Below are 25,155 nucleotides of genomic sequence, written 5' to 3'. Positions count from 1 at the left end.
CCTGAGAAGAGAGAACGATGAACCACCGACACACGCGACCGTCGCCCCGCAGCCTGCGGCGACCCGCCGCGCTCCTCGCGACGGCCACGGCACTCACGCTCGCCCTCGCCGCCTGCAGCGGTGGCTCCTCCGGCGCGGGCACCACCGCGTCCGACGGCGGCGCGCCCGTCGACGGCGGGGCGCTCAGCTTCGCCATCCAGAACGACCCGATCTCGCTCAACCCGTCGGGCACGGGGTCGGGCAACGACACCCTGTACGTGACTCGTCAGCTCGTCGACTCGCTGCTCTACCAGGACCCGAAGGACGGCTCGCTCGAGCCGTGGCTCGCGTCCAAGTGGACGGCCAGCGACGACGCGAAGAAGTTCACCTTCACGATCCGCGACGGCGTGACGTTCTCCGACGGCACCCCGCTGACCGCGCAGTCCGTCAAGGACACGTTCGACGACATCGTGAAGAACGGCGCCAAGGCGCTCAACGCGGTCACGTCGTTCGTGGGCCTCGACAAGATCGTGGCGAAGGGCGACACCGTGGAGGTCGACTTCAAGCAGCCGAACGCGGCGTTCCCGCAGGCCACGACGGCCGTGGGCCTCGGCATCCTCGCGGAGTCGACGCTCAAGACCCCGTACGACGACCGCGCGGACGGCTCGAAGATCGTCGGCTCCGGCCCGTACACGCTCGACCACTACACGAAGAACGTCGAGACGGTCCTGAAGAAGCGTGCCGGGTACACGTGGGCACCCGCCGTCTTCGACAACACGACGGGCGCGCACCTCGACTCGGTGACCTTCAAGGTCGTCCCCGAGGCGGGCGTGCGCACGGGGACGCTGACCTCGGGTCAGTCGGACGTCGTCGGCGGCGTGCAGCCCAACGACGTGAGCCAGCTCGAGGGCGCCGGCCTCCCGCTCGTGTACCGGGCGAACCCGGGGCTCGTCTTCGGCCTGACGTTCAACGAGGGCAGCCCGTTCGGCTCCGACCCGGAGCTGCGCAAGGCGGTGTCGCTCGCGGTCGACCCGAAGGAGGTCCGGGACACCGCGCTCAACGACAAGTTCGCCGTCGCGACGAGCCCGCTCGGCGTCACCACCCCCGGCTACACGGACGTCAGCAAGGACATCGTGACCGACGCCGACCAGGCCAAGCAGGTGCTCGACGCCGACGGCTGGAAGGCGGGCGCCGACGGCATCCGCACCAAGGACGGCAAGCAGCTCACGTTCACGATCGAGTGGATCTCGAACTTCGCCCCCAACCAGACGGCCCTCGAGCTCATCCAGCAGCAGCTCAAGGCCGTGGGCATCACGGCGAAGCTCGAGACGGGCGCGGTCCCCGAGTTCCTGGCGAAGCTCCAGAAGGGCGACTACGACGCGGCGTGGGGCAACTCGTCCCGCGCCGACGGCGACGTTCTGCGCACGTCGTTCTCGACGGCGGCCACGAACTACTACCGGATCGACGACCCGACCCTCGAGAAGCTCCTCCAGGAGCAGCTCGCGACGGGCGACGAGACCAAGCGCAACGAGCTCCTCGCGCAGATCCAGGAGCGGCTCGTCACGCAGCACCACGAGGTCCCGGTGCACGAGCTGACCTCGATCATCGGCACGCAGAAGGACGTCCACGGGGTCACCCTCGGCGCCGACTCCCGCCTCGACCTGCTGGTCGACGCGTGGAAGGCGAAGTGACGGCCTGACCATGACGGCGTCGTCGGGAGGGGCGGGGTAGCCGCCCGACGACGCACCGCCCCTCGGGGGCCGGCTCCCACCGTGGAGCCACCGGTTCCCACGGGGGAACCGCGGACGGGGTCCGGCCTTGGGGTGGCCGGGCCCCGTCGTCGTGCCGTGGGTCCCTCAGTCAGCGGCGCAGCAGGCCTCGGCCGGGACCGTGACGACGGGCCCCGCCGACGGCGCGGCGCGGCGCACCCGGATCCCCTCGCGCCGCATCGCGACGAGCGCCGTCGCGACCGCGCCGAGCACCAGCGCGACGCCGACGAACAGCGGCGCCCGGTAGCCGAGACCCAGCGCGATCACGGCGCCGCCGAGCGCGGGCCCGACGGCGTTCCCGACGTTGAACGCCGCGGTGTTCATGCTGGCGGCGAGCGTCGGGGCGTCGGCGGCGATCTGGAAGACGCGTGCGTTGAGCGCTCCCGCGATGGAGAACGCCGACATCCCGACGAGCAGCACCGCACCCACGGCCGCCCACGGCACGGACGCGACCGCCGCGAGGAGCAGCAGGCTGGCTGCGGTCGCCGCGAGCGAGCCCAGGAGGTTGCCGAAGAGGTTGCGGTCCGCGATCCGCCCGCCGACCGTCACCCCGACGAACGCCCCGACCCCGAACCCGACGAGGGCGAGCGGCACGGCGTCGGGGTCGAGGCCCGCGACCCGCGTGAGCAGCGGCGAGAAGTACGAGAACGCGGCGAACACGGACGCCTGGAAGAGCGCCGTCGTCGCGAGCGCGAGCCAGATGCGGCCCGTCCGGAACACGCGGAGCTCCTGCGCCAGGAGGTCGCGGGTGCGCTGGGGGCGGCGTCCGCCGCACGCGGCGCGCGCACCGTTGCCGCGACGAGCACGGCCGCGAGCACCGTCACGACGGCGATCACCCAGAACGCGGTCCGCCAGCCGTAGCGCTCGCCCAGCCAGGCGCCGCCGGGCACCCCGACGAGGTTGGCGATCGTCAGGCCGCCGACGAGCGCGGCGAGCGACCGCCCGACGACCTCGGGCGGGCTGGCCCGGTGCGCGTGCACGGCCGCGACCGCCCAGTACCCGCCGCACGCGACGGCCGCGACGACGCGCGAGACGAGGAGCACGCCGTAGCCGGGGGCGAGGGCGCCGAGCACGTGCGCAGCGGCGAACACGACGGTCATGAGGACGAGCGTCGACCGGGTCGGCAGGCGCAGCGTGAGGACCGCCATCGCCGGGGCCCCGACGACCATCCCGACGGCGAACGCCGTGATGAGCAGACCGGCCTGCGGGATGCTGACGTGGAGGTCGTCGGCGATCTGCTCGAGCAGCCCGGCGATCATGAACTCGCTGGTCCCGAGGCAGAACGTCACGGCCGCGAGGAGGAGGACGACACCCGGCACACGGGCGCGGCGCGGCGCGGCGGTCAGGGCCGGGGCGCTCACGCGTGGGCCTCCGCCGCCGGGGTGGCCGCGGGCTCGGGCGAGCCGCACGCCGGGGCGTCGGCGAGGGCCGTGCGGCCGGCGTCGGTGCTGAGCGCGTCGAGGAACGCGTCGAGCTGGGCGCGCACCTCCTGCGGCGTGGCCACGCGCGCCGCGACCCGCAGCCCGGCGAGCGTCGTGTGGACGAGCGGCCCGAACGTCTCGGGGTCGACGTCGGGCCGGACGTGACCCTCCTCGCGCCCGCGCGCCAGGATCCTCGCGTAGGCGTCGATCCAGGCGCCCCGGTCGGCGTCGAGCAGGGCGGTGACGCCGTCCATGCTGCGGCCGAGCTCGACGGCCGTGTTGACGGAGAGGCAGCCGGCGCGGTCCTCGCGCGCGCACTGGTCGCCGAGGGTGTCGGTGAAACGGCGGCGCAGGACGACGGGGGCGGGGTCGGGGCTGGCGAGGAGCGCCTCGCGCTCGTCGACGCCGCGTCCGGTGTAGCGAGCGAGGGCCCGCTCGAACAGGGCGTCCTTGCTGCTGAACGTGCTGTAGAAGCTGGACCGGGCGATCCCGGCGCGCTCGCACAGCCCGACGGCGTCGGTCCCGGTGTAGCCGTGCTCGGTGAACTCCGCGATGGCGGCGTCCACGACGGCGTCCTCGTCGAACTCTCGTCTCCTGGGCATGCGTCCACGCTACGGTTTTTGGACACTACTGTCCAGAACGTTGGACCACCGCTGGAAGGTCTTGTGCCCCGGGGCACAAGACCATGGTCGGCACGAGGTGCACGGCGGCAACCGCGTGTTCGGCCCCTACGCCTAGCCCTGGGTGGGCTCCGAGTCAGCGGGCCGCCCCCACGGCGGGCTCGGTCGGTTCGGCGACCGCGGGTTCGGCGACGGCGGGTTCGGCGACGGCGGGCTCGACGCTGCGGGCGCGGTGCAGCGCGGGCAGCGACGCGACGACGAGGGCCGCCACCGAGAGCGCGGTGCAGGCCAGCACGGCCGCCGCGAACGAGGACCGGGACGGGACGCCGTCGCGCAGCAGGAGCCCGGTGGCGAGGGCCACGCAGAACGTGGCCGACAGGCGCTGCGTGAGCTGGAGGAACGACGCCGCGACCCCGTGGAAGCCGGGCGGGGCGAAGTCCAGGGTCACGGCGCGCAGCGGCGGCTCGACGATCCCGCCAGCGACCCCGAGCAGCGCCTCGACCAGGGCGACGGCCACGAGGAACCCGGCCCCTCGGGGCACCACCACCGCGACGACCGCGACCACGACCAGCCCCAGCGCCTGGACGCCCAGCCCGAGCGGGACGGTCCGGCTCCCGAGCCGCCCGACGACCCGCGACGCGACGGCCGACGCACCCATGCGCCCCACGGCCGACGGCAGGACGAGCGCCGCCGCGCCGAGCGCCGGCAGCCCGTACCCCTGCACGAGGTAGAGGGTGAGCACGGTGCCGTGCGCGACGCTCGCCCCGAACCACGCCAGCGCGACGACGTTGCCCGCGACGAAGCCGGGCTGCCGGACGAGCGTCGGCGCGAACAGGGGGACCTTCCCGCGGCGGGCGTAGCGGCGCTCCCACGCGACGAGCCCGACGGCGAGCACGACGACCGCGCCCAGGACCGCCGTCGTGCGGGCCGCGCCCGCGCCGGTACCCACCACCGGGAGGGTCACGAGCACCGCGACCGCCCCGAGCACGACCACCCCGACGACGTCGAGGTCCGCCCGCCGCCCGCCCACGGCACCGACGCCTCGAGGCACGTGCCGCCAGGCGAGGGCGAGCGTGGCGGCGACGAACGGCGCGCCGAGCAGCAGCACGACCCGCCACGCGGCACCGGGCGGCAGGGTCGCGACCACGATCCCCGCCGTCACCGGCCCGACGAGCGCCGCGGCCGCCCCCGCGACCGTGTACGCCGCGAGCGCCAGGACGCGGGCCGGGTCGTGGAACCGGTCCTGGACGATCCCGAGCACCTGGGCGCTGATCAGCCCGGCGCCGAGCCCCTGCACGACGCGCCCCGCGACGACCCACCACACGCCGCTCGCGGACGCGCCCGCCACGGCCCCCGCGAGGAACAGGGCGAGCCCGAGCACGAGGAGCCCGCGACGGCCGTAGGCATCCCCGAGGCGTCCACCGGGCACGAGCCCGAGGCCGAACGCGAGCGAGTACGACGCGAGCAGCCACTGAAGCTGCGCGGGGTCCGCGCCGAGGTCGGCGGCCAGGCTCGGGACGGCGAACGTGACGACCGACTGGTCGAGGAGCGTCGCGAAGCCCGCGCCGAGGCAGCAGACGAGGGCGAGCGTCGCCCCACGGTCGTTCCCGCCGCGACCCACGGGGCGCGTGGGAGCACTCACCAGGCCCCGCGCGAGATCTGCGGGGGCCACGCGACGACGCGCTCGTCGCCGAGCTCGTGCGCCCACCGTCGCGCGAGCTGCGGGTCGCGCAGCGCGGCCCGCCCGACAAGCACGACGTCGGCCCGGTCGTCCGCGACCACGGCCTCCGCCTGCGCCGCCTCCGTGACGAGCCCGACGACGCCCACCGGCGCCCCGACCTCCCCCGGATCGTCGCGGCGTCCGGCACCAGGTACCCGGGCCGGACGGGGACGTCCGCCGGGAGGAGACCGGCCGTCGACACGTCGACGAGGTCCACGCCGGCCGCGACGAGCCGCTTGGCGACGCGCGCGACGTCGGGCACGGTGAGGCCGCCGTCGAGCCAGTCCGACGACGACACCCGGGCCAGGAGCGGCACGTCGCCCAGCTCGGCGCGCACCGCCGCGACGACCTCGAGCGCGAGGCGCAGGCGCGCCTCGTCCGAGCCGCCGTAGCCGTCGTCGCGCTCGTTGGCGAGGGGCGAGAGGAACCCGTGCAGCAGGAAGCCGTGGGCCACCTGGAGCTCGACCGCGTCGAACCCGGCCTGGACCGCGAGCCGCGCGCTGTGCGCGAACGCGGCGACGACGTCGGCCAGCTCGCCGGCCGTGGCCGCGCGCGGTCCCGGGAAGCCCGGGTGCGCGAGCGCCGAGGCCGCGAGCGGGGTCCACGGCCGCGCCTCGGGGCCCTCGCTCCACGGCACGGGGATCGAGGCCTTGCGCCCCGCGTGCGAGAGCTGGATCCCGATCTTCGCCCCGAGCCCGTGGGCGGTGTCGACGATCCGCGCCCACGCGCCACGCTGCCACTCGTTCCACAGGCCGGCGTCGCCGCGGGTGATCCGCCCCTCCGGGGAGACGGCCGTGGCCTCCACGAGGACCAGCCCGAACCCGCCGCGCGCGAGGCCGCCCAGGTGGACCGTGTGCCAGCAGCCCGGGAGGCCGTCCTGCGCGGAGTACTGGCACATGGGCGAGACCCACAGCCGGTTCGCGAAGGACGTCCCGCGGAGCGTGAGCGGGTCGAACAGCGCGCTCACGACGCCGCCCGGGCGTCCGCGAGGAGGGCCAGCTCGGGGACGCGGTGCCCCACGGACTCGGGGAGGCCGAGGTTCTCGCGCAGCGTCGTCCCCGCGTACGCCTCGGGGTACACGCCCCGCTCCTGCAGCGCGGGCACCAGGAGGTCCACGACGTCGTCGAGACCGTCGGGGAACGCCTGCGGCGTCACGTTCAGCCCGTCGAACGCGTCGGACCGCACGAGGTACGCGAGCTCGTCCGCGACCGCCGCCGGCGTGCCCACGAACTCGCGCGTGCTCGACAGGTGCTCCACGAGCCCACGGACCGTGAACCCGCGCTGCTCGGCGAGGGCGCGCCACTCGGCGGCCTTGCGGCGCGGGTCGTCGGCGCTGTTGACGACGCCGTGCGTGAGCGTCTGCTCCGCGACCGACGGCCCCGCGGCCGGCAGCGCGCCGTCGATGTCGAGCTCGTCGGACAGGTCCCGGCCCCACACCGACTCGACGACCTGGCGGATGCGACGGTCCGTGAGGAACACGTCCCGGAAGTGCCGTGCCTTGTCGCGTGCCTCGGCGTCGGTCTGGGCCACGACGACGGCCGCGCCCGGGAACACCTTGAGGTCGTCGCCCGGACGCCCGTACGCGCGCGCCCGACGGCGCAGGTCCGCGGTGAACGCCACCGCGTCGTCGTGCTCGATGTGGTGCGTGAAGACGCCCTCCGCGCGGCGGGCCGCGAAGTCGCGCCCTCTTCGGAGTCGCCCGCCTGGAAGTAGACCGTCTGGCCCTGCGGGCTGGGCGGCACCGAGGGGACGGCGTCGACGTCCACGAAGGCGCCGTGGCGTGAGACCGGGCGCGGGACGCCGTCGGCCCCGAAGGCGTCCCACAGCTCCTGGACGACGGCGACGTACTCCTCGGCCCGGCGGTAGCGGTCCGCAGCGGCGAGGTACCCGCCGCGGCGGAAGTTCTCGCCCGTCCACGCGTTGTGCGTCGTCACGACGTTCCAGCCCGCCCGGCCACCGGTGAGCAGGTCGACGGTCGCGAGCCGTCGCGCGAGCTCGGCGGGCTCCGAGTAGGTCGTGTTGAGGGTCGCGACGAACCCGATGTGCGTGGTCCGCGCCGCGAGGTACGCGAACAGCGTGAGCGCGTCCGGGCGGCCCGTGACCGCGATGTCGTTGAGCGCGCCCAGGTGCTCGCGCAGCCGCAGGCTCTCCCCAGGAAGACGGCGCTGAACAGGCCGCGCTCGGCCGTCGCCACGAGCTCCGCATACCTCTCGAACTCGTAGTAGTCCTGCGGCCGCGGGGTCCTCGACCACTCGTAGACCGGGCCGAACGGCTGGAACAGGTTGAGGTGGATCCGGGCGTCGGGGCGCGGGTAGTCGTGGGATCGGCGCGGATCGGCGGTCATGCGGCTCGGCCTCCTGCGGTCGTGGGTCGGTCGTCGGACGCTCGCCGGCCGGCGAACCGGTTGCCCGCGGGCGGCAGGGCGAGCGCGGTGCGGAGCGCGAGTACCGCGCCCGACGACGGCGCCCGCGTCCCGGCAGAGGCCAGCGCGGGCAGCACCTGCGTGGCGAGGACGGGCGCGTCGACCGCGAGGACGGCCGGGTCGAGGCGGATCGCGTCGACGTGCGCGGCCAGGCCGGCCAGCGTCTCCGCGACCGCGGCGGGCGCGCCGACGAGCCGGAGCTGCCCGGTCGGCGCCCACGTCGCGCGGGCGTCGAGCTCGGCGAGGCGTGCGGCCGCGGGCCGGTCGGCGTCGAGCAGCACCTCGACGTCCAGCAGGACGCGGGCGCCCGCGGCGCGTGCGGCGTCCGCCCGGGCGGCAGCGTCGGCCGGGTCGGCGCCGCCCACGCGCACGACGTCGACGCCGGGGCCGTGGCCCAGCACCGGCAGGTGGCCCTGCGGCGGGCGCGGCGTGATCGCCGGACCCTTGACCGCGACGTGCTCGCCCCGGAAGTCCGCGTAGTGCCAGCGGTCGAGGTCGAGGAAGCGGCCGCTCGCCTCGTCGGCCAGGAAGACCCCGTCCTCCCAGGTGTCCCAGAGCGCGCGGACGGCGTCGACGACCTCCTCGTGCTCCGTGTGCTCGCTCGACCCGAGGGCGCCGTCGGGCACGGACCGGTCCGCCGACCAGACGGGCGCCCAGCCCGCCCGGCCCTGTGCCGCCCAGTCGAGGCTCGCCAGCCGGTTCGCGAGGTGGAACGGCTCGGCGCCCTCGAGCGTCGTCTCGGCGACGAGCCCGACCCGCGTCGTGACGGCGGCGAGGAACGCCGCGGCCTCGACCGGCTCGAGCCGGGCCGAGACACCTCCGGTCGCCTCCCACGGCCGGGCCGCCGCGAGCCAGACGAAGCCGAACCCGGCCTCCTCGGCGGCACGGGCGGCGTCGGCCAGTCGTCGCGGGTCGAGCGCGTGGCCGGTGAGCCGCCACGCGGCGGGGTGCGCACCGGCCCCGTCGAGCTCGACGCCGACGGGCAGCGCCGGCCGAGACGTCATGCCGCCGTCTCCGCCGCCCCGACCGCCCTGGTGTCCGCCGCGCGCGCGGCGTCGCGCTTCGCGACCTCCTCGCGGACGATCGGGATGACGTAGCGGCCGAAGTCGATCGCGTCGTCGAGCAGGTCGTAGCCGCGTGCGGAGATCACGCTCACGCCCAGGTCGTAGTACGCGAGGAGCGCCTGCGCGACCGTCTCGGGCGTCCCGACGAGCGCGTTCGAGTTCCCCGCGCCACCGGTCGCCTTCGCGGTCGCGGTCCACAGCGCGGTGTCGAAGCGCTCGCCCTGCTCGGCGATCTCGAGCAGCCGCTGGGAGCCCGCGTTCTCGGGGGCGCCCGGACGGTAGCGGCGCAGCTGGTCGCCCGCGCCGGCCTTGCGGTCCTCGATCCGCCCGAGGATCGCGTGGGCCTTCTCCCAGGCGAGCTCCTCGGTCGGGGCGATGATCGGCCGGAACGCGGCGTGGATGCGCGGGAGGGTCGTGCGTCCGGCGGCGCGCGCCTCGTCGTGGATGCGGGCGATCTGCTCCGCGGTCCGGTCCAGGGGCTCGCCCCAGACGGCGTAGATGTCGGCCTCGGCGGCGCCGACCTTGTAGGCGGCGTCCGACGAGCCGCCGAACGAGATCGTCGGGACCCGGCCCTCGTAGGGCTTCGCGTCGAGGACGAAGTCGTCGAAGTCGTAGAACTCGCCGTGGTGGTCGAACGGCTCGGCGCTCGTCCACGCCTGCTTGACGATCCGGATGTACTCGTGGGTCCGGGCGTACCGCTCGTCCTTGGTGAGCCGGTCGCCCTCGCGCGCCTGCTCGTGGTCGTTGCCGCCCGTGATGAAGTGCACGGACAGGCGGCCCTCGGAGACCTGGTCGAGGGTCGCGAACGTCTTGGCCGCGAAGGTCGGGTAGGAGACGTTCGGCCGGTGCGCGAGCAGGAGCTCGATCGACTCCGTGTTCGCCGCGATCCAGCCCGCGAGCGCCGACGGCTCGAGGCCGCTCGACCCGTAGGCGAACAGGACGCGCGTCCACCCGTTGTCCTCGTGGGCGCGGACGATGCGCTCGAGGTAGCGCAGGTCCACGGGCTTCGTGGTGGGGGCGGTGGTCTCGGAGGCGTCGCTCGTGGTCGCGATGCCGAGGAACTCGACGGGCATGGTCAGGACTCCGTTCGGTCGTCGGTGGGGTGGTCGGGAGTGACGTCGAGGCCGAACGCGAGCAGCGTCCCGCCCTCGACGACGTGGGTCTCGCGCTCGTGCAGGCGTACGAACCCGAGGGACGCGTAGAGCCGGTGGGCGGGCAGCATGCGCGGCCCGGAGTTCATGACGACGCGCACGAGACCGCGCTCGCGGGCCAGGTCGATCACGTGCCGGGTGAGCAGCCGGCCGATCCCCTGGCCGCGCGCGGAGGGGTCGACACCGAGGAGCCGGAAGTCGAGCTCGCCGGGCCGGGCGAGCGGCGAGATCGTCCGGCCCGGGCGCGGGGTGGCGACGCTCCCCAGGAGCTGCTCGCCCCGCGCCGCGACCCAGACCTGGTGCTCCGCGGCCCGCTCGGCGACCGCGTGCAGCGACGCCCGGTACTCGTCGCCGATCGCGTAGTCCGCGGTGTACGCACGCTCGAGCAGGTCGCCGACGGCCTCGTGCTGGGCGGGCTCCGCGAGCCGCACGACGACGGCCGCCGCGGTCGGGCGCGGCGCCGCCTCGAGGACCTCGCTCATGCGCGCGCCGCCGGCGCGAGGTCGCGCGCCTCGTCGGCGGGCTCGGGCGTCGCGTCCGCGGTGGGCAGGCCGGCGTCCTTCCAGGCCGGGAAGCCGCCGTCGACGTGCGTGACGTCGGTGAACCCCCGACGGCGCAGCTCGCGCGCCACCGGTCCCGAGCCGTTGACCGACCCGCAGACCACGACGATCGGGGTGTCGAGGGCCACGAGCGGCGTGCCGGCGTCGTCGAACAGGGTCTCGAGGCGGTTGCGGTCGGTGATCCGGGCGCCCGGGATCGCGCCGGTCGCGGCGCGGCCGCCCGCGCTGCGCACGTCGATCAGGACCGCGCCGTCGGACACCCGCTCCCCGCCTCGCGCGCAGGCTGGACGGGTGCGCGCTCGGCCCACGCGGCCGCGAGCAGCTCGAACGACCGCACCCGGTCGGCCGGGTCGAACGCCTCGGTCGTCACGAGCAGCTCGTCGGCGCCCGTCGCCCGGACGAGCGACTCGAGCCCCGCCACGACCTCGTCGGGCGAGCCCACGAACCGCGACTCGACCCGGTCGGCGACGAGCGCGCGGTCCTCGTCGGACCACTCCTCGAACGGCTGCGTCGTGCCGGGCTCGGGGAACGCGATCGCGCCGTCGACCCCCGTGCGGATGGAACGGACCCAGTCGGCGAACGGCGCGCCCAGCTCGCGGGCACGGGCGCCCGTCTCCGCGACGAGGACGTCCGCCGACACGACGACGTACGGCTCGGCGAGCACGCCGGGCCGGAACGCCGCGCGGTACGCCGCGACCGTCTCGAGGACGTTCCCCGGGGCGACGTGGTAGTTCGCCGCGAGCGGCAGGCCGAGCTCGCCCGCGACGCGCGCGCTCTCCCCGCCGCTGGACGCGAGCACCCACAGGTCGAAGTCGGCGCCCTCGACGGGCGGGCTGGTGAACGCGAGCCCGTCGAACGCGAACGTGCCCGCGCGCAGCGCGAGGACCTGCTCGAGCTCGGCGCGGAACGCGCCGGCCTCGCGCGAGCCCACGATCTCGCGGTGCGCGAGGAGGCGGCGCTTGAGGGCGGGGTTGGACAGGTCGAACCGCACGGGCGGCGGGACGACGAGGCCGTCGACGACCCGGGACTCGACCGTCTTCTCGACGACGGCGGTGCCCGGGGCGGCCGCCTCGGCGTCCGACGCGGAGCCGCCGGGCTCACGCTCGGCGCTCGCGGCGCCGTCGGCGGGAGGGATGACGTGCGCGCGGCCGACGCCCAGGTCGACGCGGCCCGGGTGCGCGGCGGCGATCGTGCCGAACTGCTCGGCACCGACCAGCGGGGTCGTGCCGCCCAGCAGGACGGCGCCCGACCCCACGCGGATGCGGGTCGTCCGCTCGGCGGCGAGCGCCGCCAGCACGGCGGGCTGCGCCGACGCCACGCCCGGCGACAGGTGGTGCTGGGCGAACCAGATCCGGCGGTACCCGGCGTCGGCGGCGGCGCGGGCGACGTCGAGCGCGGCACGGACCGCCTCGGCTCCGGGCTGCCCGACGCTCACGGGCGCGAGCTCGAGGACGGACAGGGGGACGTTCGTGGGCTGGGACACGGGGGTCTCCTTCTGCGGTGGGCGGTCAGGCGGCGGTGGCGGTCGCGCGCTCGGTGACGTCGGCGCTCTGCTCGGGCGTGGGCGGGTCGGGGATGGTGCGGCGCAGCTCGGGTACGACGTCGGACACGAAGAGGCGGAGCGAGTCCTCCCACTCCTGCTGCCCGAGCCCGCCCTTGTTGCCGGCGACGTTGATGACCTGGTGCCCGAAGGCCTCGTGGTAGCGCGCCACCTTGTCGAGCACCTGCTGCGGGCTGCCGATGAGCCAGGACCCGCGCTCGAGGAAGTCCTCGTAGGACTCCCAGAAGGTCACCGTCCCGGGGAGGTTGGTGTTGGCGGCCCGCAGCCGCGCGGCCTGCACCTCGTAGACGGGCCGGAACGCCTCCACGGCGTCCTGCGAGCGTTCGGCCACGTACACGTAGCCGTGCCCCGCGCCGACGAGCGCGTCCTGCGGGTCGCGCCCGCGCGCGGCCCACGACTCGCGGTAGTGCCGGACGAGCCGCGCGTAGTACTCGAGCGGGTTGAACCCGTTGGCCGAGAAGATCGGGTCGCCGTACTCGGCGGCCAGCTCGACGCTGCGCTCGGCGGTCGCCGAGCCGTGCCACACACGGATGCGGCGCTGCAGGGGCGGCGGGAAGACCTGCGCGTCGCGCAGCGGGTCCGGCGGATCGTCGGGAGGCCCTCGGGCGGGTCCCAGGTCACGGGCTCGCCCGACCAGAGCTGCCGCAGCAGCCGGTAGTTGGCCTCGAGCGTGTCCCAGGCCTCGGTCCGCCCGATGCCGAACAGCTCGGCCTGCTCGGGCCCGTTGCCCTTCCCGACGATGATCTCGAGGCGGCCGCCGCTCAGGTGGTCGAGGGTCGCGTAGTCCTCGGCGACCCGGACCGGGTCGAGCACCGACAGCAGCGTCACGCCCGTGAACAGGCGGATGCGCGACGTCCTCGCGGCGATGTGCGACAGCACGACCGGGGGCGCGCTCGACACGAACGGGGTGTGGTGGCGCTCGCCGACGGCGAACCCGTCGAACCCGAGCTCCTCGAAGAGCACGGCGTTGCGCACGACCTCCTGCAGGCGCGCGGTGACCTGCTCGGGGGTCGCTCCGGCGGGGGCGTCGATGAGGTCGAGACCGTGGATCGCGGCCATGGGGTGTCCTTTCTCGGGGTTTCAGGCGGCCAGTGCGGGCAGGGCCGCGAGGAGCGCCTGGGTGTACTCGTGCTGCGGGCGGTGGAACACGTCGTCGACGTCGCCCTGCTCGACGACGCGCCCGCCCGTCATGACGAGCACGCGGTCGGCGACGTGGTGGACGACGCCCAGGTCGTGGGAGATGAAGAGGACCGACGTGCCGGTCTCGGCCTGGAGCTCGCCGAGCAGGTCGAGGATCCCGGCCTGCACGGACACGTCGAGCGCGGAGACGGGCTCGTCGGCGACCAGCAACCGCGGGTGCGGGGCGAGCGCCCGGGCGATCGAGACGCGCTGGCGCTGCCCGCCCGACAGGGTGCGCGGGTGCCGGTCCGCGAACGACGCGCCCAGGCGGACCTGGTCGAGGACCTCGGCGACCCGGCGACGTCGCTCCTCGCCCCGGACGCCGACGGCGTCGAGGCTCTCGGCGACGATCCGCCCGACCGTGTAGCGCGGGTCGAACGAGCCGAGCGGGTCCTGCGCGATGAGCTGGACGTCGCGGCGCAGGTGCCGGCGCCGCGCCTCGGGCACGCCCGTCCACGGCTCGCCGCCGGGCGTCACCGTCCCCGCGTCGGGCTCGACGAGCCCGAGGACGATCCGGGCGACGGTCGTCTTGCCGGAGCCTGACTCGCCGACGATCCCGAGGGTCTCGCCGCGCGCGATCTCGAGGCTCACGTCGTCCGCGGCGACGAGCTCGCTCGCCCCTCCCCGGCCGTGCACCCGGTAGGTCTTGCGCAGGTGCTCGGCGGCCAGCACCACGTCGGCCCGGTCCGGCTCGGGCCGGACGAGCGGGGTCCGGTCGACGAGCCGCAGGCCCTTCGACGACGCCGACGGCACCGCCCGCAGCAGCTCGCGGGTGTACTCGTGCTGCGGCCGGCGCAGGACGTCGTCGGTCGCGCCCTGCTCGACGACCTCCCCCGCGCGCATCACGAGCACGCGGTCCGCGATCCGGGACACGACCGCCAGGTCGTGGCTGATCAGCAGGATCGTCGCGCCGCGCTGCTTCTCGAGCGCGAGCAGGTCGAGGATCTGCGCCTGCACGGTGACGTCGAGGGCTGTGGTGGGCTCGTCGGCGACGAGCAGGTCCGGGTCGCCCGCGAGCCCCGACGCGATGAGCCCGCGCTGGCGCAGGCCGCCCGAGAGCTGGTGCGGGTACTGGCGCGCCCGGACCTCCGGCTCGGGGACGCCCACCGACCCGAGGAGCGCGTGCACCCGGTCCGCGACCGCGCGTCGTCCGCGGGCGAGGCGGTGGGTCCGGAGGGTCTCGCCGACCTCCGCGCCGAGCGTGCGCAGCGGGTCAAGCGAGACGAGCGCGTCCTGGAGGACGAACCCGATGGTCCGGCCGCGCAGGCGACGCCAGGCGCGCTCGTCCGCGCCGCGTACGTCGCGGCCCGCGAGCTCGAACGTGTCGGCGGACCAGGTCGCCGTGCGCGGCAGGAGGCCCGCGAGCGCCCGCGCGGTCACGGTCTTGCCCGAGCCCGACTCCCCGACGATCGCCACGCAGGTCCCGCGCTCGACGTCGAGGTCGAGCCCCTGCACGGCCGTGACGGGGCCGTCGGGGCCGGGGAACGTGATGCGCAGACCGCGCACGGTGGCCACACTCATGCGTGCTCCCGGTGCTCGAAGCGTCGCTGCAGCCAGCGCCCGACGACGGACACCGACACGACGACGAGGACGATCGCGACGCCGGGGAAGACGGAGATCCACCAGGCGTTCTGCAGGTAGTTGCGGCCGTCGGCGAGCATCGCGCCCCACTCGGGCGACGGCGGCTTGGGGCCGAGCCCGATGAAGCTCAGCGACGACGCGGCGAGGATGCTCGTGCCGAGCCCGATGGTCGCGAGGATCGGTACGGACACGACGGCGTGCGGCAGCACGTGCCGGGCGACGAGGGTCGTGCGCCGCAGCCCGAACGTGACGGACTGCTCGACGTAGGCCGAGCGCCGCACGACGTGCGTCTCGGCCCGGACGATGCGCGCGTAGCGCGGCACCGACGCGATCGCGAGCGCCACGATCACGGTCGGGATGCCCGGTCCGACGATCGTGACGAGCACGATCGCCAGGAGGATCGCGGGGAACGCGGCGACGACGTCGAGCCCGCGGGCCGTGACCTCGTCGGTGATGCGCCCGCCGAGCCCGGCGACGAGCCCGAGCAGGACGCCCGCGAGCACGCCGAGCGCGGTCGCGGACACCGCGATGAGGACCGAGTAGCGCGCGCCGTAGACGACGCGGGACCACACGTCGCGGCCGAGCTGGTCCGTCCCGAGGAGACCGCCGTGCCCGGGCGCGAGGAACACGCGCAGGGGGTCCGCGTCAAGCGGCCCGCGCGAGGCGAACAGCCCGGGGAACGCGACGACCAGCAGGAGCAGCACGAGCACCGCGGACGCGAGCAGCACGCCCCAGGGCAGCGTCCGGAGGCGGACTCCGAGCCCCAGCCGCCGGCCCGCGCCCGGGCGGCCGTCCGTGCCCGACGACGGCGGCGCGGCCGTGGTCGCGAGCGCGGCGGTCATGCCCGGCCCCCGTCCGCAGGCGCGGGTCGATGACGAGCGCGAGGAGGTCGACCACGGTGTTGACGACGACGTAGACGAGCGCGCTGAGCAGCGCGACGCCGAGCACGACGGGCAGGTCGCGCCCTTGTGCCGCCTGGAGCGCGACGACGCCGATCCCGGGCCGCCCGAACACCTGCTCGACGATGATCACGCCGCCGAGCAGCCCGCCGACGAGCCACCCGAGGAGCGTCACGACGGGCAGCGACGCGTGCCGCAGACTGTGCCGCACCCGCAGCGCGGTCTCGGAGACGCCGCGCGCCCGGACGCTCAGCGCGTACGGCTGCTCGAGCGAGCGCTCGACGCCCTCCCGGAGAACCTGGGAGACGAGCCCGACGAGCCCGAGCCCGAGCGCTGTCGCCGGCAGGACGAGCGACGCGATCCCGTTCGCCCCGGCCACGGGGAACCAGCCGAGCGAGAAGCTGAAGACGAAGAGCAGGACGATGCCGAGCCAGAACTCGGGCACAGACACGATCGTGAGCTCGATTCCGTTCGCGATGCGGCTCGCCCAGGGCCGGCCCGCGGTGCTCACCGCGAGCAGCACCGCGAGGACGAGCGCGACCGCGAGGCCGGCGGCCGCGAGCTGGAGCGTGGGTCCGAGCTCCGAGACGATCACGTCGGTCACGGGCCGGTGGAGCTGGTACGAGGTCCCGAGGTCGCCGTGGAGCAGGCGGACGAGGTAGTCCACGTACTGCTGGACGACGGGCCGGTCGAGGCCCCACTCGGCCGTGACCGCGGCGACGGCCTCGGGGGTGCGCTGCGTGGGCGGGACGAGCGCGTCGATCGACGACCCGGGCGCGAGCTGCAGCGCGACGAACGCGACGGTCACGCTGGCCCACAGCACCACGACCGCGCCGACGAGCCGGCGGCCCACCGCCGCGAGCGTCGGGGCCCACGCCCGACCGCGCGCGCCGGGGACCGTCGGGGCGGCCTCCCGGGCGGCGGCCGCGGCGTCGCCCGCCGGCGCCGTCGTGAGCGTCGCGCTGGTCACTTGCTCAGCCAGACGTCGTAGGCGCCCTCGGGGAGCTGGTAGTACGTCCGGAAGCCGGTGCCGTGGACCTTCGACGACGCCGCGATCTGGTCCTCCGGCTCGTACAGCGGGAAGCTGTAGGCCTTCTCCTTGATGACGTACTGCTGGAGCGCGTCGTACTGCTCGGCCCGCTTCGCGGTGTCGGTCGTCTGCTGGGCCGCGGTGAGCCAGGTGGTGAGCTGTGGGTCGGTCACGTTGGACAGGTTGATGAACCCGCCCTTGTCCGCCGGCAACCAGTGGTACTCGATGTCGACGCCGTCGGGGTTGGTGTTCGAGTTGTCGTACGTGCCGTAGTCGTTCTTGGCCCGGTGCTCGTCCGACACGCCCGAGTCGACGACCTGGACGTCGAAGTCGATGCCAGCGTTCTGCTTGACCTGCGCCTGGATGGCCTGCAGGAGCGTGTCGCGCTGGTCGCGGACGTACGGCTGCGACTGGTAGTCGGTGATCGTGAGGCGCTTGCCGTCCTTGGTGCGGTAGCCGTCGGAGTCGCGGCCCGTCCAGCCGGCCTCGTCGAGGAGCTTGTTCGCGGCGTCCTTGTCGTTGCCGTACGTGCCCTCGAGGCTCTTGTCGTAGAAGCTCGGGTCCTCGGGCGAGACGGCGCTCCACGCCCGGGTGCGCTGCCCCGCGTAGACCGACTTCAGGACGGCGTCGAGGTCGACGGCGTCCCGGAACGCCTCGCGGACCTTCACGTCCGACGTCGGGCCGGACAGCGTGTTGAAGTACAGCGAGTACGGCGTGCCCGTGTTGAGCGCGGTCTGGTAGGTGAACGCGCCGTTCTTCTGGAACTGCGCGGCCTGCGTCCCCGGCACGCCCTCGATCACGTCGACCTGGCCCGACTGCAGGGCCCCGAGACGGACCGACGACTCGGGCAGGAACCGGTAGGTGAGCGCGTCGAGGTACGCGGCGCCCTGGTGCTTCGCGGTCGCGGGCGCCCAGGCGTAGTCCTTGTTCTTCGTGAAGTCGAGCTCCTGGCCCTTGACGTACTTGGTCAGGACGAACGGCCCCGTGCCCGCGATGTCGGGTCCGCCGGCCTGGACGTCGGCCTTGGCGTAGGACTTCGGCGAGATCAGCGGCAGGCTCCCGACGTAGTCGAGGAACGGCGCGTACTTCTCCTTGAGCACGAGGGTGACCGTGCGGTCGTCCGTGGCGGTCGCGGACTTCAGGTGCGACAGCGGGCCCGCCGCCCCGTAGGGGTTGTACTTCGGGTTGAGCTGCTGCTTCAGGTTCGTGACGACGGCGGCCGCGTCGAGCTTCTCCCCGTCCCAGAACGTCACGTCGTCACGCAGGGTGAAGGTGTAGGTCAGCTCGTCGTCGGAGACCTTGTAGGCGCTCGCGAGCCACGGCACGTACGTGCCGTCGTCCTGGCGGGCCAGGAGCTGCTCGTACGCGTTGCGCAGCAGCAGCTTGGTCTTGTCCTGCCCGTTGAGCTGTGGGTTGAGGGTGACGGGCTCGGTCTCGACGCCCCAGGTCAGGGTGCCGCCGGCCTGCGGCGTGGCCGAGTCGGAGGCCTTCGTGCCGGCGTCGGCGCCGCCGGAGCAGGCGGCCAGCACCAGCGCGGCGGAGACGGACAGGGCGGTCGCGGCGAGCGCGGCCGGACGACGGCGCAGGGGGCCGTGCGATCTCGCGGAGGTGGCGGACATCGGTGCTCCTGATGGTGAGGGGGCTCGTGGGTCGGGTTGGCTCAGAGCCACTTGTCGAACGGTCTGGGTGACAGGACGTCGGGGGCCTCGTGGGAGACCGCGACGGGGTCGAACAGCGGGGTGTAGCCGGACGCGACGTAGAGGCCGACGGCCTCGGGCTGCCGCGGCCCGGTGGTCAGGTAGACGCGGACGTAACCGCGCTCGGCGGCGCGGCGCTCGAGCTCCGCGAGGACCTGGCGGGCCAGGCCCCGGCGCCGGTGCGCCGAGTGGGTCCAGATCCGCTTGAGCTCGGCGGTCGCGACGAGGGGTGTGCCGTCGTCGTCGTGGGTGGGCTCGCCCGTCCCCGGGCCCGGTGCCCGACGCGCGGGCTCCCCCAGCTCGGGCTCGGTGCGCCGCCGGAACGCACCCCCGGCGACGGGCGCGCCGCCTGCCAGGAGGAGGACGAGGTCGCCACCCGGCGGGAGGAAGTCCTCGAGCCCCTCGGTGCGGAACTCGGCGACGTAGCGGGCGAGCTGCTCGGCGTCGAGTCCCTCGACACCGAGCAGGTCGGCGTACCGGTCGCGGTACTCCACGAACAGCTCGTCGAGCAGGGTGCTCGCGAGCGGGTCGTCGAGACGGACGCTGCGGGCCTCGAGCCCGGAGGCGAGTGCGGTCATCGTAGGGACGCCCCACCGTGATCTCGACGGACCGTGACTTCGGTTCGGCTCACGCACGAGCGCGTCCAGCACGAGGACGAACGAGGCATAAGGCTCTCCTGTGGGATGGCCGCGGGTGCACGGAGGCGCACGAGGGCCGGGCTTTGGGGGAAAGGTCGGGCGCAAAGGGCCGCCCGCAGCGAGGAGCGAGCGAGCAGGCTCAGGCGTGGGAGCGACACCCTGACGCGCGACAACACACGAGGACGACACGGACCGGGGTCATGGCGGCGGTGCGGCGACGCATCGTTCGTGTCTCCTTCTGGCCCGCAGGGGCCCGCGCAGGTTGCTCCCGCGGACGACGGGAGCCGGGTCATCACCCGGGGCACCCCGAAGCGCACGGGGTTGCCGTCCAGCCGGCCGGGGCCGCAGGGCTGGAACTCTTGACCTGGCCGGGACGCTAGGCGGGCGAGGGTGCCGCGTCAACGGTCCCCTGGCATTGCTCACCTGGTGGACGATTGGGTCCTCCGGCGACGCGTCGCAGACTTTCCCCGGACGTCGACGAGGGCCCACCGCGCCTGCGGTGAGCCCTCGTCGGTGTCCGGGACGCGAGGTCCCTCGTCGCCGCGCCGGTCGGTCAGCCTCGCGAACGAGGGTCGCCCAGCGCCTGCGAGAGCCGCGTCGCCGCGTCGCGCAACCGCGCCTCGTCGTGGCCGCTGAAGCCCAGCCGGACACGGTCCGCGAAAGCACCGGACCCCGACGGGTCGAAGTACGTCCCCACCGAGAAGTCCGTGCCCAGCTCGTTGGCGACGCGACGCAGCCGGACGACGTCGACCTCGTCGTCGAGGATCCGCGCCCACGCGAAGATCCCGCCGCGCACGGGCTCGAGCCGGATCCTGTCGGGCGCCAGGCCCTCGAGCGCCCGGCGCAACGCGGTCGACCGAGCTCGGTAGATGCTTCGTGCCCTGTCGAGGATCCCGTCGTAGGCCCCGGGCCGGCCGAGGAGCTCCGCGACGGCGCGCTGAGTCAGGAGCGAGGAGTGCTGGTCCTGGTTCTGGCGGATACGCACGACCGCGGGCACCAACCACTCCGGGAGCACCGCCCAGCCGAGCCGCAGCCCCGGGCCGAGGGTCTTGGCGAACGTCGAGACCCTGACGAGGTTGCCGCCGTCGCCCGGCAGGCCGCCGGGTTCTTCCCCCTCGAACCGCAGGGGGCGGTACGCGTCGTCGGCCAGCACCACGAAGCCATAGCGCTCCGACAACGCGGCGAGATGCGCCCGTCGCGCCGCGGACAGGGTCGCACCCGTCGGGTTCTGGAAGTCGGGGATCACGTAGACGACCTTGGGCCTCGCACCCTCCTCGAGCAGGGACGCGAGATGGTCCGTGTCCAGACCCTCCTCGTCCACCCGCACTGGCAGGAACCGCGCGCCGAGCGCCCCAGAACGCGCAGCGTCAGCGGGTAGGTCGGGCTCTCGACCGCGACGACGTCGCCCTCGTCGACGAGCGACTCCAGCACCAGGCTGATGCCGTGCAAGCCACCGTTGGTGATGACGACCCGTGCGGGGTCGACACCCTCGCGCGCCGCGATCAGCTCGCGCAACCGCGGGTCTCCTGGGCCGCCCGAGTACGCGAGAGCCAGCGGGCCTGCCTCGGGGTCGGCCAGCACCGTCGCGAAGGCGTTCCGCAGCTCGCTCACGGGGAGCGCTTCACGCGCGGGCGACCCCCGGTGAGCAGCACGGCCCCCTCGGGCAGACCCGTGGGGGTGGTCCGAAGGTCCCGACCCCGGCCGGGCCGGGCCGGCCGCGGCCCGACAACAAGGCGTCGGGGTCCGCAACGACGTCGTTCACCGTGGTCATGAGACCTTCTCCTGTCGGTCTTCGATGTCTCCCGCCCGGGGAGACCCGTGGGTCGTGGATTCCTCCGAAGCCGCCCCCGAGAGCGACTTCGCAAAGCAGAGAGACGGGGGCAGCGCGGTGTAGGGCGGGTAGACCGGGATCGGCCTGTAGCCGAGCTTGGTGTAGAGCCCGACGGCCTCCGGCTGCCGGGTGCCGGTCTGCAGGACGACACGCGCGGCGCCCCACTGCCTGGCCACGTCCTCGAGGGCCAGCATGATCTGCACGGCGACCCCGGTACCGCGTGCCGAGGGCACGACGAAGACCCGCTTGACCTCGAGCTCGCCGTCGAGCCGCCGCAGCGCCGCGTGCCCGACCGCCTCGCCGCCGGCATCGAGGGCCAGCAGCGTTGCGACGAGCTCCGCGGGGTCGACCTGCGTGCCTGGCACCGACTCGTAGCGCGCGGCCTCTCGCGGACGCCGGCGGTCCGCGTAGCGCGGTCCGACCTCGGCGTCCATCGCCGCCCGCAGCGCGACCGCCCGGGGGTCGTCCCAATCGACCGTGACCAGCCGCACGTCACCGGCTCGGACCGTGGCCGACGTCACGAGCCCTCCGCGTCCGTCCGCGCACCGAACAGGTTCTCGCGGAGCGTCCGCCCGCGGTATCCCGGCTCGAACAGCCCGCGCCGCACGAGCTCGGGGACGAACTCCTGCCACAGGACGTCGCGCTGCGTCTCGTCCTGCGGAGTGCCGACCGTGATCGCGTCCGTCAGGTGCGCCTCGTACCGGGCCTGCACCCGGTCGGCGATCTGCCCGGGATCTCCGACCTCCGTCCAGTGGCCCCAGTGCACGCCTGCGAAGAGCATCTCCCGCAGTGGTCGCCGCTCCTCGGTGGCGAGGTGCGCCAGGACGCCGAAGCGCCCTTGCCGTCGCCGGACGGACGCCACGTCGGGAAGCCGTTCTGCGGGGATGGCGTCGTCGAGGTCGATCCCGGTCAGGTCGGCGTCCCCGAGGTGCCGGGAGAGGGTCTGGACAGCACGCTCCACCCCGTAGGCCTCGACCTTCTGCCACTTCAGCCGCTCGCCTTCCTCGGTCGTGCTCGCGAAGGTGGAGTTCAGACCCGTGAGGATGGCCGGCAGACCGTTGGGCCGTCCCGCCGCGGCCGCGTGGGACCGCAGCCCCCGCACGAACTCGGACGCGCTGTCCCAGGTGGGTTCAGCCGTGTAGATCAGGTCGGCGTACGTCGCCCCGAGCCGGCGGCCGAGGTCCGAGGCTCCGGCCTGGGCGAGCAGCGGCCGGCCCTGCTTGGAGCGGGGGACGTCGAGTGCGCCACGGACCGAGAAGTGAGGTCCCACGTGCTCGATGTCGCGGATCTGCGCGCCGTCCGAGTAGGCACGTGCGCCCCCTGTGTCGGTCTTGATCGCGGCAGGCGACCAGCTGTCCCAGAGCTTGAGCACGACCTCGACGAACTCCGTCGCCCGCGCGTAGCGCGTCTCCGGGTCGGGGATGTCGCCGAAGCCGAAGTTCTGCTCGCCACGGAACGACGTCACGGCGTTCCAGCCGGCTCGGCCGTCGCTCAGTTGGTCGAGGGTCGCGACGAGCCGTGCCAGGTTGTACGGCTCCCAGTAGGTCGTCGAGACCGTCGCGATGAGCCCGATCCGCTCGGTCACCGCGGCCAGCGCCGAGAAGAGCGTGATCGGCTCCAGGGCGCCTAGCGTGCTGAGGTCACCGTCGCGGAGCAGCATCGAGTTGTCCGCGATGAAGAGCGAGAGGAGCCCCTCCTTCTCGGCGTGCTGGGCGACCCGCTGGTAGTACGCGAGGGTCCGCTCGGTGGGGTCGGCCCAGGAGTCGTACACCCCCTGGGCCCCGCCGATGAACTGCACGAGGTGGAGCCGGCGCTCGGGGGTGCTCATCGGTCCGCCCCCTGCGCGAGGAGCGACGCCCGGAGCCCGACCTCGCGACGCTCCATGTCCTCCAGCACCTCCAGCACGGGCTCGACCTCGTAGGGCGAGAGCACGGCGACGCCGTCGTTGTCGCCGAACAGCACGTCGCCGGGGTTCACCACCACGCCGCCGACGACGACCGGGACGTCGACGATCTCGAGGCCGTCCGTGCTGCGTCCGACGAGCGGAGTCACGCCACGGTGGTAGATCGGCGTGCCCAGCTCGACGAGCTGCTCGGAGTCGGTGACCGGCCCGTCGATGACGAGGCCCGCGATCCCTCGGGCACGTGCCCGGGTGCCGACGACGCCGCCGTACGTCGTGCGACGGGTCCCCGCCGGACGACTGATCACGATCACGGTGCGCTCGTCGCCCTCGTCGATCACCCGGTTCAGGCCTGGGGAGTCGTACTCGCCGCCGACGACGGTCCGCGCGACGCCCGCGAAGCGGATCGGCCTGAACAGCGGGTCCAGACCGGCGATGAGGCCGTGGTCGCGCAGGTGACCGAGCGTCGAGGGCGAGACGGATCGCAGACGTGCGAGCACGTCGTCGGACGGGATGCTGGCGGTGGAGCTCATGGTGGATTCGTCCTTCGGTTCTCGGGTGAGCGAGTACGGAGCGCGGGCGGTCGCCGTCATTTCGACAGCCAGGCGCTGGCGAACGACGGCAGCGCGCGCGAGCTCACCACTCCGTGCACGTACGACTGGGCGACGAACGTCTGGGTGTCTTCCAGGATCGGCACGTAGTACGCCTGCTCGACGACGTAGTCCTGCAGCGCGTCGAGCGCCTTCGTGCGTGCCGCGTCCGTCGTCGCCTGGGTCTCGGCCGTCGTCAGCTCGACGAGCTTCTTGTCGGACCCGTCGAGCTTGAAGACGTCCGCCCAGACGTTCTGGGCCAGCGCGAGCCCGGGCTCGTTGTTGGAGCCACCGCCGCGGATCAGGCCGACCGACGGGTCGGTGATCGCCGTCGGGTAGGTCGAGTAGTCGACCTGCTTGACGTCGAGGTGGACGCCGATCTGCTTGAGCTGCTGCTGGACCGCCTGGTACTTGGCCTTGGCCGTGTGGTCGTAGACGTCGACGTACGTGGAGATGGTGAGCTCCTTGCCGTCCTTCGTGCGGTAGCCGTCGGCGTTCCTCGAGGTCCAGCCGGCCTCGTCGAGCAGCTTGTCGGACGTGTCGGGCTCGTACGCGATGAGCTTCGACTGGTCGGTGTACCCACGTGCGACCTTGTTGAAGAGCCCGGTCGACGCGTTCCAGCTGGACGAGTAGAGCTGGTCGACGATCTTCTGCCGGTCGATCGCGTGCAGGATCGCCCGACGGACCCTGATGTCGTCGACGTACGGGGCCGTCAGCTGGAAGTACCAGGACGGCGAGAAGCTGGGGGTGCGGAAGGCCAGGACCTGGTATCCCTTGCTCGCGAGCCGGGACTCCTCGCTCGGCTGCACGTAGCGCAGGACGTCGGCCTGACCGGACTCGAGAGTGCCGAGCCGCACGGCGTCCTCCGGGACGGAGAGCTCGGTGACGGTGTCGAGGTACGCCTCGCCCTGGTTCTTGACATAGGACGAGCGAGGAGCCCAGGCGTAGCCCTTGGTCCGGGTGAGCACCAGCTTCTCGTTGGCCACGTACTGGGTGACGTGGAACGGTCCGGTGCCGATCCAGTTGCTCGGGTCCGCCTGCTGGTCGGCCGTGAGCGTGAAGAACTTCGGGGCGAGGATGCCGCTGGCGAAGTTGGCCACGAGGCTGAGGAACGGCGCGTACGGCTCCTTGAGCTTGACGGTCACGGTGTTCGTGGCGTCGTCGGCCGTGTACGTCGCGCCCTCGGGCCAGCCCGCCTTGCGTGGGATGCCCTTCGCGGAGTCGCCCTGGTCACGGTAGACCAGGTTCTGCTTGACGACGTCCGCGGTGAGCGGGGTCCCGTCGCTGAACTTCACGTCCGATCGCAGCTCGAAGGTGTAGGTCAGCCCGTCCTTCGAGACGGAGAAGCTCTTGGCGAGCCAGGGCTCGTACTCGAGCGTGTCGGGGTTCTCGTAGACGAGCCGGTCGAGGGCGTTGTTGGCGACGGAGTTGTTCTGCCAGCAGCCGATGAGGTTCGGGCTGAAGGTGCACCAATTCTCCGCCTCGAGGTAGACGAGGTTCCCCCGCGGACGGGCTCCCCGTCCCGGAGGCGGGAGCACCCGAC

At 73.9% G+C, this 25,155-nt stretch carries 23 protein-coding genes, 4 pseudogenes and 1 riboswitch; of the genes and pseudogenes, 1 reads left to right on the top strand and 26 read right to left on the bottom strand.

Going from position 1 to position 25,155, the window contains the following annotated elements; all coding sequences use genetic code 11:
* Positions 1-17 precede the first annotated feature (17 nt).
* The gene (locus tag QQK45_RS10780; protein ID WP_284293265.1) at positions 18-1,670 is read left to right on the top strand and encodes an ABC transporter substrate-binding protein; all 1,653 of its coding nucleotides are present in this window, start codon (positions 18-20) and stop codon (positions 1,668-1,670) included.
* Positions 1,671-1,835: 165 nt separating this feature from the next.
* Here the strand turns inward: QQK45_RS10780 and QQK45_RS10775 are convergent, their stop codons facing one another.
* The 26 genes and pseudogenes from QQK45_RS10775 to QQK45_RS10660 all read right to left on the bottom strand — a co-directional run bounded on the left by QQK45_RS10775 (position 1,836) and on the right by QQK45_RS10660 (position 25,150).
* Positions 1,836-2,468, bottom strand: coding sequence for an MFS transporter (locus tag QQK45_RS10775; RefSeq protein WP_348525354.1), 633 nt, complete (start codon positions 2,466-2,468; stop codon positions 1,836-1,838).
* Positions 2,469-2,557: 89 nt separating this feature from the next.
* Positions 2,558-3,007: pseudogene (locus tag QQK45_RS22210) on the bottom strand (MFS transporter); the annotation flags it as partial.
* 98 nt (positions 3,008-3,105) lie between these two features.
* Positions 3,106-3,771, bottom strand: coding sequence for a TetR/AcrR family transcriptional regulator (locus tag QQK45_RS10765; protein ID WP_284293262.1), 666 nt, complete (start codon positions 3,769-3,771; stop codon positions 3,106-3,108).
* 154 nt (positions 3,772-3,925) lie between these two features.
* Entirely contained in the window at positions 3,926-5,410 is a 1,485-nt protein-coding gene (locus QQK45_RS10760; protein WP_284293261.1) for an MFS transporter, read from the bottom strand.
* Positions 5,411-5,427: 17 nt separating this feature from the next.
* Positions 5,428-5,616 carry a hypothetical protein gene (locus QQK45_RS22205; RefSeq protein WP_348525204.1) on the bottom strand — a complete coding sequence of 63 codons (189 nt, stop codon included), beginning with the start codon at positions 5,614-5,616 and terminating at the stop codon, positions 5,428-5,430.
* Positions 5,617-5,729: 113 nt separating this feature from the next.
* Positions 5,730-6,407: pseudogene (locus QQK45_RS22200) on the bottom strand (oxidoreductase); the annotation flags it as partial.
* Between the two features lie 65 nt (positions 6,408-6,472).
* Positions 6,473-7,551: pseudogene (locus QQK45_RS10750) on the bottom strand (LLM class flavin-dependent oxidoreductase).
* Positions 7,440-7,853: a hypothetical protein gene (locus QQK45_RS22195; RefSeq protein WP_348525385.1), complete on the bottom strand. Its 414-nt coding sequence runs from the start codon at positions 7,851-7,853 to the stop codon at positions 7,440-7,442. Before QQK45_RS22195 ends, QQK45_RS10750 begins: the two are co-directional and overlap by 112 nt.
* The gene (locus QQK45_RS10745; RefSeq protein WP_284293260.1) at positions 7,850-8,935 is read right to left on the bottom strand and encodes an LLM class flavin-dependent oxidoreductase; all 1,086 of its coding nucleotides are present in this window, start codon (positions 8,933-8,935) and stop codon (positions 7,850-7,852) included. Before QQK45_RS10745 ends, QQK45_RS22195 begins: the two co-directional genes overlap by 4 nt.
* Complete coding sequence (locus tag QQK45_RS10740) at positions 8,932-10,068, bottom strand: LLM class flavin-dependent oxidoreductase (RefSeq protein ID WP_284293259.1); 1,137 nt, start codon at positions 10,066-10,068, stop codon at positions 8,932-8,934. Before QQK45_RS10740 ends, QQK45_RS10745 begins: the two co-directional genes overlap by 4 nt.
* Positions 10,069-10,070: 2 nt before the next feature.
* Entirely contained in the window at positions 10,071-10,628 is a 558-nt protein-coding gene (locus QQK45_RS10735) for a GNAT family N-acetyltransferase (protein ID WP_284293258.1), read from the bottom strand.
* Positions 10,625-10,966: a rhodanese-like domain-containing protein gene (locus QQK45_RS10730; RefSeq protein ID WP_284293257.1), complete on the bottom strand. Its 342-nt coding sequence runs from the start codon at positions 10,964-10,966 to the stop codon at positions 10,625-10,627. The genes QQK45_RS10735 and QQK45_RS10730 overlap by 4 nt, the downstream gene beginning before the upstream one ends.
* Positions 10,945-12,189, bottom strand: coding sequence for an LLM class flavin-dependent oxidoreductase (locus QQK45_RS10725; RefSeq protein WP_284293256.1), 1,245 nt, complete (start codon positions 12,187-12,189; stop codon positions 10,945-10,947). The genes QQK45_RS10730 and QQK45_RS10725 overlap by 22 nt, the downstream gene beginning before the upstream one ends.
* A 25-nt stretch (positions 12,190-12,214) precedes the next feature.
* Complete coding sequence (locus tag QQK45_RS10720) at positions 12,215-12,793, bottom strand: LLM class flavin-dependent oxidoreductase (RefSeq protein ID WP_284293255.1); 579 nt, start codon at positions 12,791-12,793, stop codon at positions 12,215-12,217.
* A gap of 134 nt (positions 12,794-12,927) precedes the next feature.
* Positions 12,928-13,326, bottom strand: a pseudogene (locus QQK45_RS10715) (LLM class flavin-dependent oxidoreductase); the annotation flags it as partial.
* 21 nt (positions 13,327-13,347) lie between these two features.
* Positions 13,348-14,967, bottom strand: a complete 1,620-nt coding sequence (locus QQK45_RS10710) for a dipeptide ABC transporter ATP-binding protein (protein WP_284293254.1) — start codon at positions 14,965-14,967, stop codon at positions 13,348-13,350.
* Complete coding sequence (locus QQK45_RS10705; RefSeq protein ID WP_284293252.1) at positions 14,964-15,755, bottom strand: ABC transporter permease; 792 nt, start codon at positions 15,753-15,755, stop codon at positions 14,964-14,966. The genes QQK45_RS10710 and QQK45_RS10705 overlap by 4 nt, the downstream gene beginning before the upstream one ends.
* On the bottom strand, positions 15,673-16,896 hold the full coding sequence (locus QQK45_RS10700) for an ABC transporter permease (RefSeq protein ID WP_284293251.1): 1,224 nt from the start codon (positions 16,894-16,896) through the stop codon (positions 15,673-15,675). The genes QQK45_RS10705 and QQK45_RS10700 overlap by 83 nt, the downstream gene beginning before the upstream one ends.
* Entirely contained in the window at positions 16,893-18,575 is a 1,683-nt protein-coding gene (locus QQK45_RS10695) for an ABC transporter substrate-binding protein (RefSeq protein ID WP_284293250.1), read from the bottom strand. Before QQK45_RS10695 ends, QQK45_RS10700 begins: the two co-directional genes overlap by 4 nt.
* Before the next feature lie 41 nt (positions 18,576-18,616).
* Positions 18,617-19,231, bottom strand: coding sequence for a GNAT family N-acetyltransferase (locus QQK45_RS10690; protein WP_284293249.1), 615 nt, complete (start codon positions 19,229-19,231; stop codon positions 18,617-18,619).
* 322 nt (positions 19,232-19,553) lie between these two features.
* Positions 19,554-19,656, bottom strand: a riboswitch (SAM riboswitch).
* A 188-nt stretch (positions 19,657-19,844) separates the two neighbouring features.
* Complete coding sequence (locus tag QQK45_RS10685; RefSeq protein ID WP_284295014.1) at positions 19,845-20,612, bottom strand: aminotransferase class I/II-fold pyridoxal phosphate-dependent enzyme; 768 nt, start codon at positions 20,610-20,612, stop codon at positions 19,845-19,847.
* Positions 20,534-20,902 carry a hypothetical protein gene (locus QQK45_RS10680; RefSeq protein ID WP_284293248.1) on the bottom strand — a complete coding sequence of 123 codons (369 nt, stop codon included), beginning with the start codon at positions 20,900-20,902 and terminating at the stop codon, positions 20,534-20,536. Before QQK45_RS10680 ends, QQK45_RS10685 begins: the two co-directional genes overlap by 79 nt.
* Before the next feature lie 156 nt (positions 20,903-21,058).
* Positions 21,059-21,643, bottom strand: coding sequence for a GNAT family N-acetyltransferase (locus QQK45_RS10675; protein ID WP_284293247.1), 585 nt, complete (start codon positions 21,641-21,643; stop codon positions 21,059-21,061).
* Positions 21,640-22,950 carry an NtaA/DmoA family FMN-dependent monooxygenase gene (locus tag QQK45_RS10670; RefSeq protein WP_284293246.1) on the bottom strand — a complete coding sequence of 437 codons (1,311 nt, stop codon included), beginning with the start codon at positions 22,948-22,950 and terminating at the stop codon, positions 21,640-21,642. Before QQK45_RS10670 ends, QQK45_RS10675 begins: the two co-directional genes overlap by 4 nt.
* The gene (locus tag QQK45_RS10665) at positions 22,947-23,555 is read right to left on the bottom strand and encodes an RraA family protein (protein ID WP_284293245.1); all 609 of its coding nucleotides are present in this window, start codon (positions 23,553-23,555) and stop codon (positions 22,947-22,949) included. Before QQK45_RS10665 ends, QQK45_RS10670 begins: the two co-directional genes overlap by 4 nt.
* A gap of 56 nt (positions 23,556-23,611) precedes the next feature.
* A complete protein-coding gene (locus QQK45_RS10660; protein ID WP_284293244.1) occupies positions 23,612-25,150 on the bottom strand; it encodes an ABC transporter substrate-binding protein in 1,539 nt (512 codons plus the stop codon).
* Positions 25,151-25,155 lie beyond the last annotated feature (5 nt).

This window comes from Luteimicrobium album (genome assembly GCF_030161555.1).
Taxonomy (GTDB): Bacteria; Actinomycetota; Actinomycetes; order Actinomycetales; family Cellulomonadaceae; genus Luteimicrobium; species Luteimicrobium album.
Note: the sequence above shows the minus strand (reverse complement) of the source record. Positions and strands in the feature narration are given on the sequence as shown.

Coding starts and splice junctions, on each gene's coding strand:
- QQK45_RS10690 (WP_284293249.1), bottom strand. CDS start 19,231: ATGACCGCACTCGCCTCCGGGCTCGAGGCCCGCAGCGTCCGTCTCGAC.
- QQK45_RS10740 (WP_284293259.1), bottom strand. CDS start 10,068: ATGCCCGTCGAGTTCCTCGGCATCGCGACCACGAGCGACGCCTCCGAG.
- QQK45_RS10780 (WP_284293265.1), top strand. CDS start 18: ATGAACCACCGACACACGCGACCGTCGCCCCGCAGCCTGCGGCGACCC.
- QQK45_RS10695 (WP_284293250.1), bottom strand. CDS start 18,575: ATGTCCGCCACCTCCGCGAGATCGCACGGCCCCCTGCGCCGTCGTCCG.
- QQK45_RS10670 (WP_284293246.1), bottom strand. CDS start 22,950: ATGAGCACCCCCGAGCGCCGGCTCCACCTCGTGCAGTTCATCGGCGGG.
- QQK45_RS10665 (WP_284293245.1), bottom strand. CDS start 23,555: ATGAGCTCCACCGCCAGCATCCCGTCCGACGACGTGCTCGCACGTCTG.
- QQK45_RS10735 (WP_284293258.1), bottom strand. CDS start 10,628: ATGAGCGAGGTCCTCGAGGCGGCGCCGCGCCCGACCGCGGCGGCCGTC.
- QQK45_RS10745 (WP_284293260.1), bottom strand. CDS start 8,935: ATGACGTCTCGGCCGGCGCTGCCCGTCGGCGTCGAGCTCGACGGGGCC.
- QQK45_RS10710 (WP_284293254.1), bottom strand. CDS start 14,967: ATGAGTGTGGCCACCGTGCGCGGTCTGCGCATCACGTTCCCCGGCCCC.
- QQK45_RS10765 (WP_284293262.1), bottom strand. CDS start 3,771: ATGCCCAGGAGACGAGAGTTCGACGAGGACGCCGTCGTGGACGCCGCC.
- QQK45_RS22195 (WP_348525385.1), bottom strand. CDS start 7,853: ATGACCGCCGATCCGCGCCGATCCCACGACTACCCGCGCCCCGACGCC.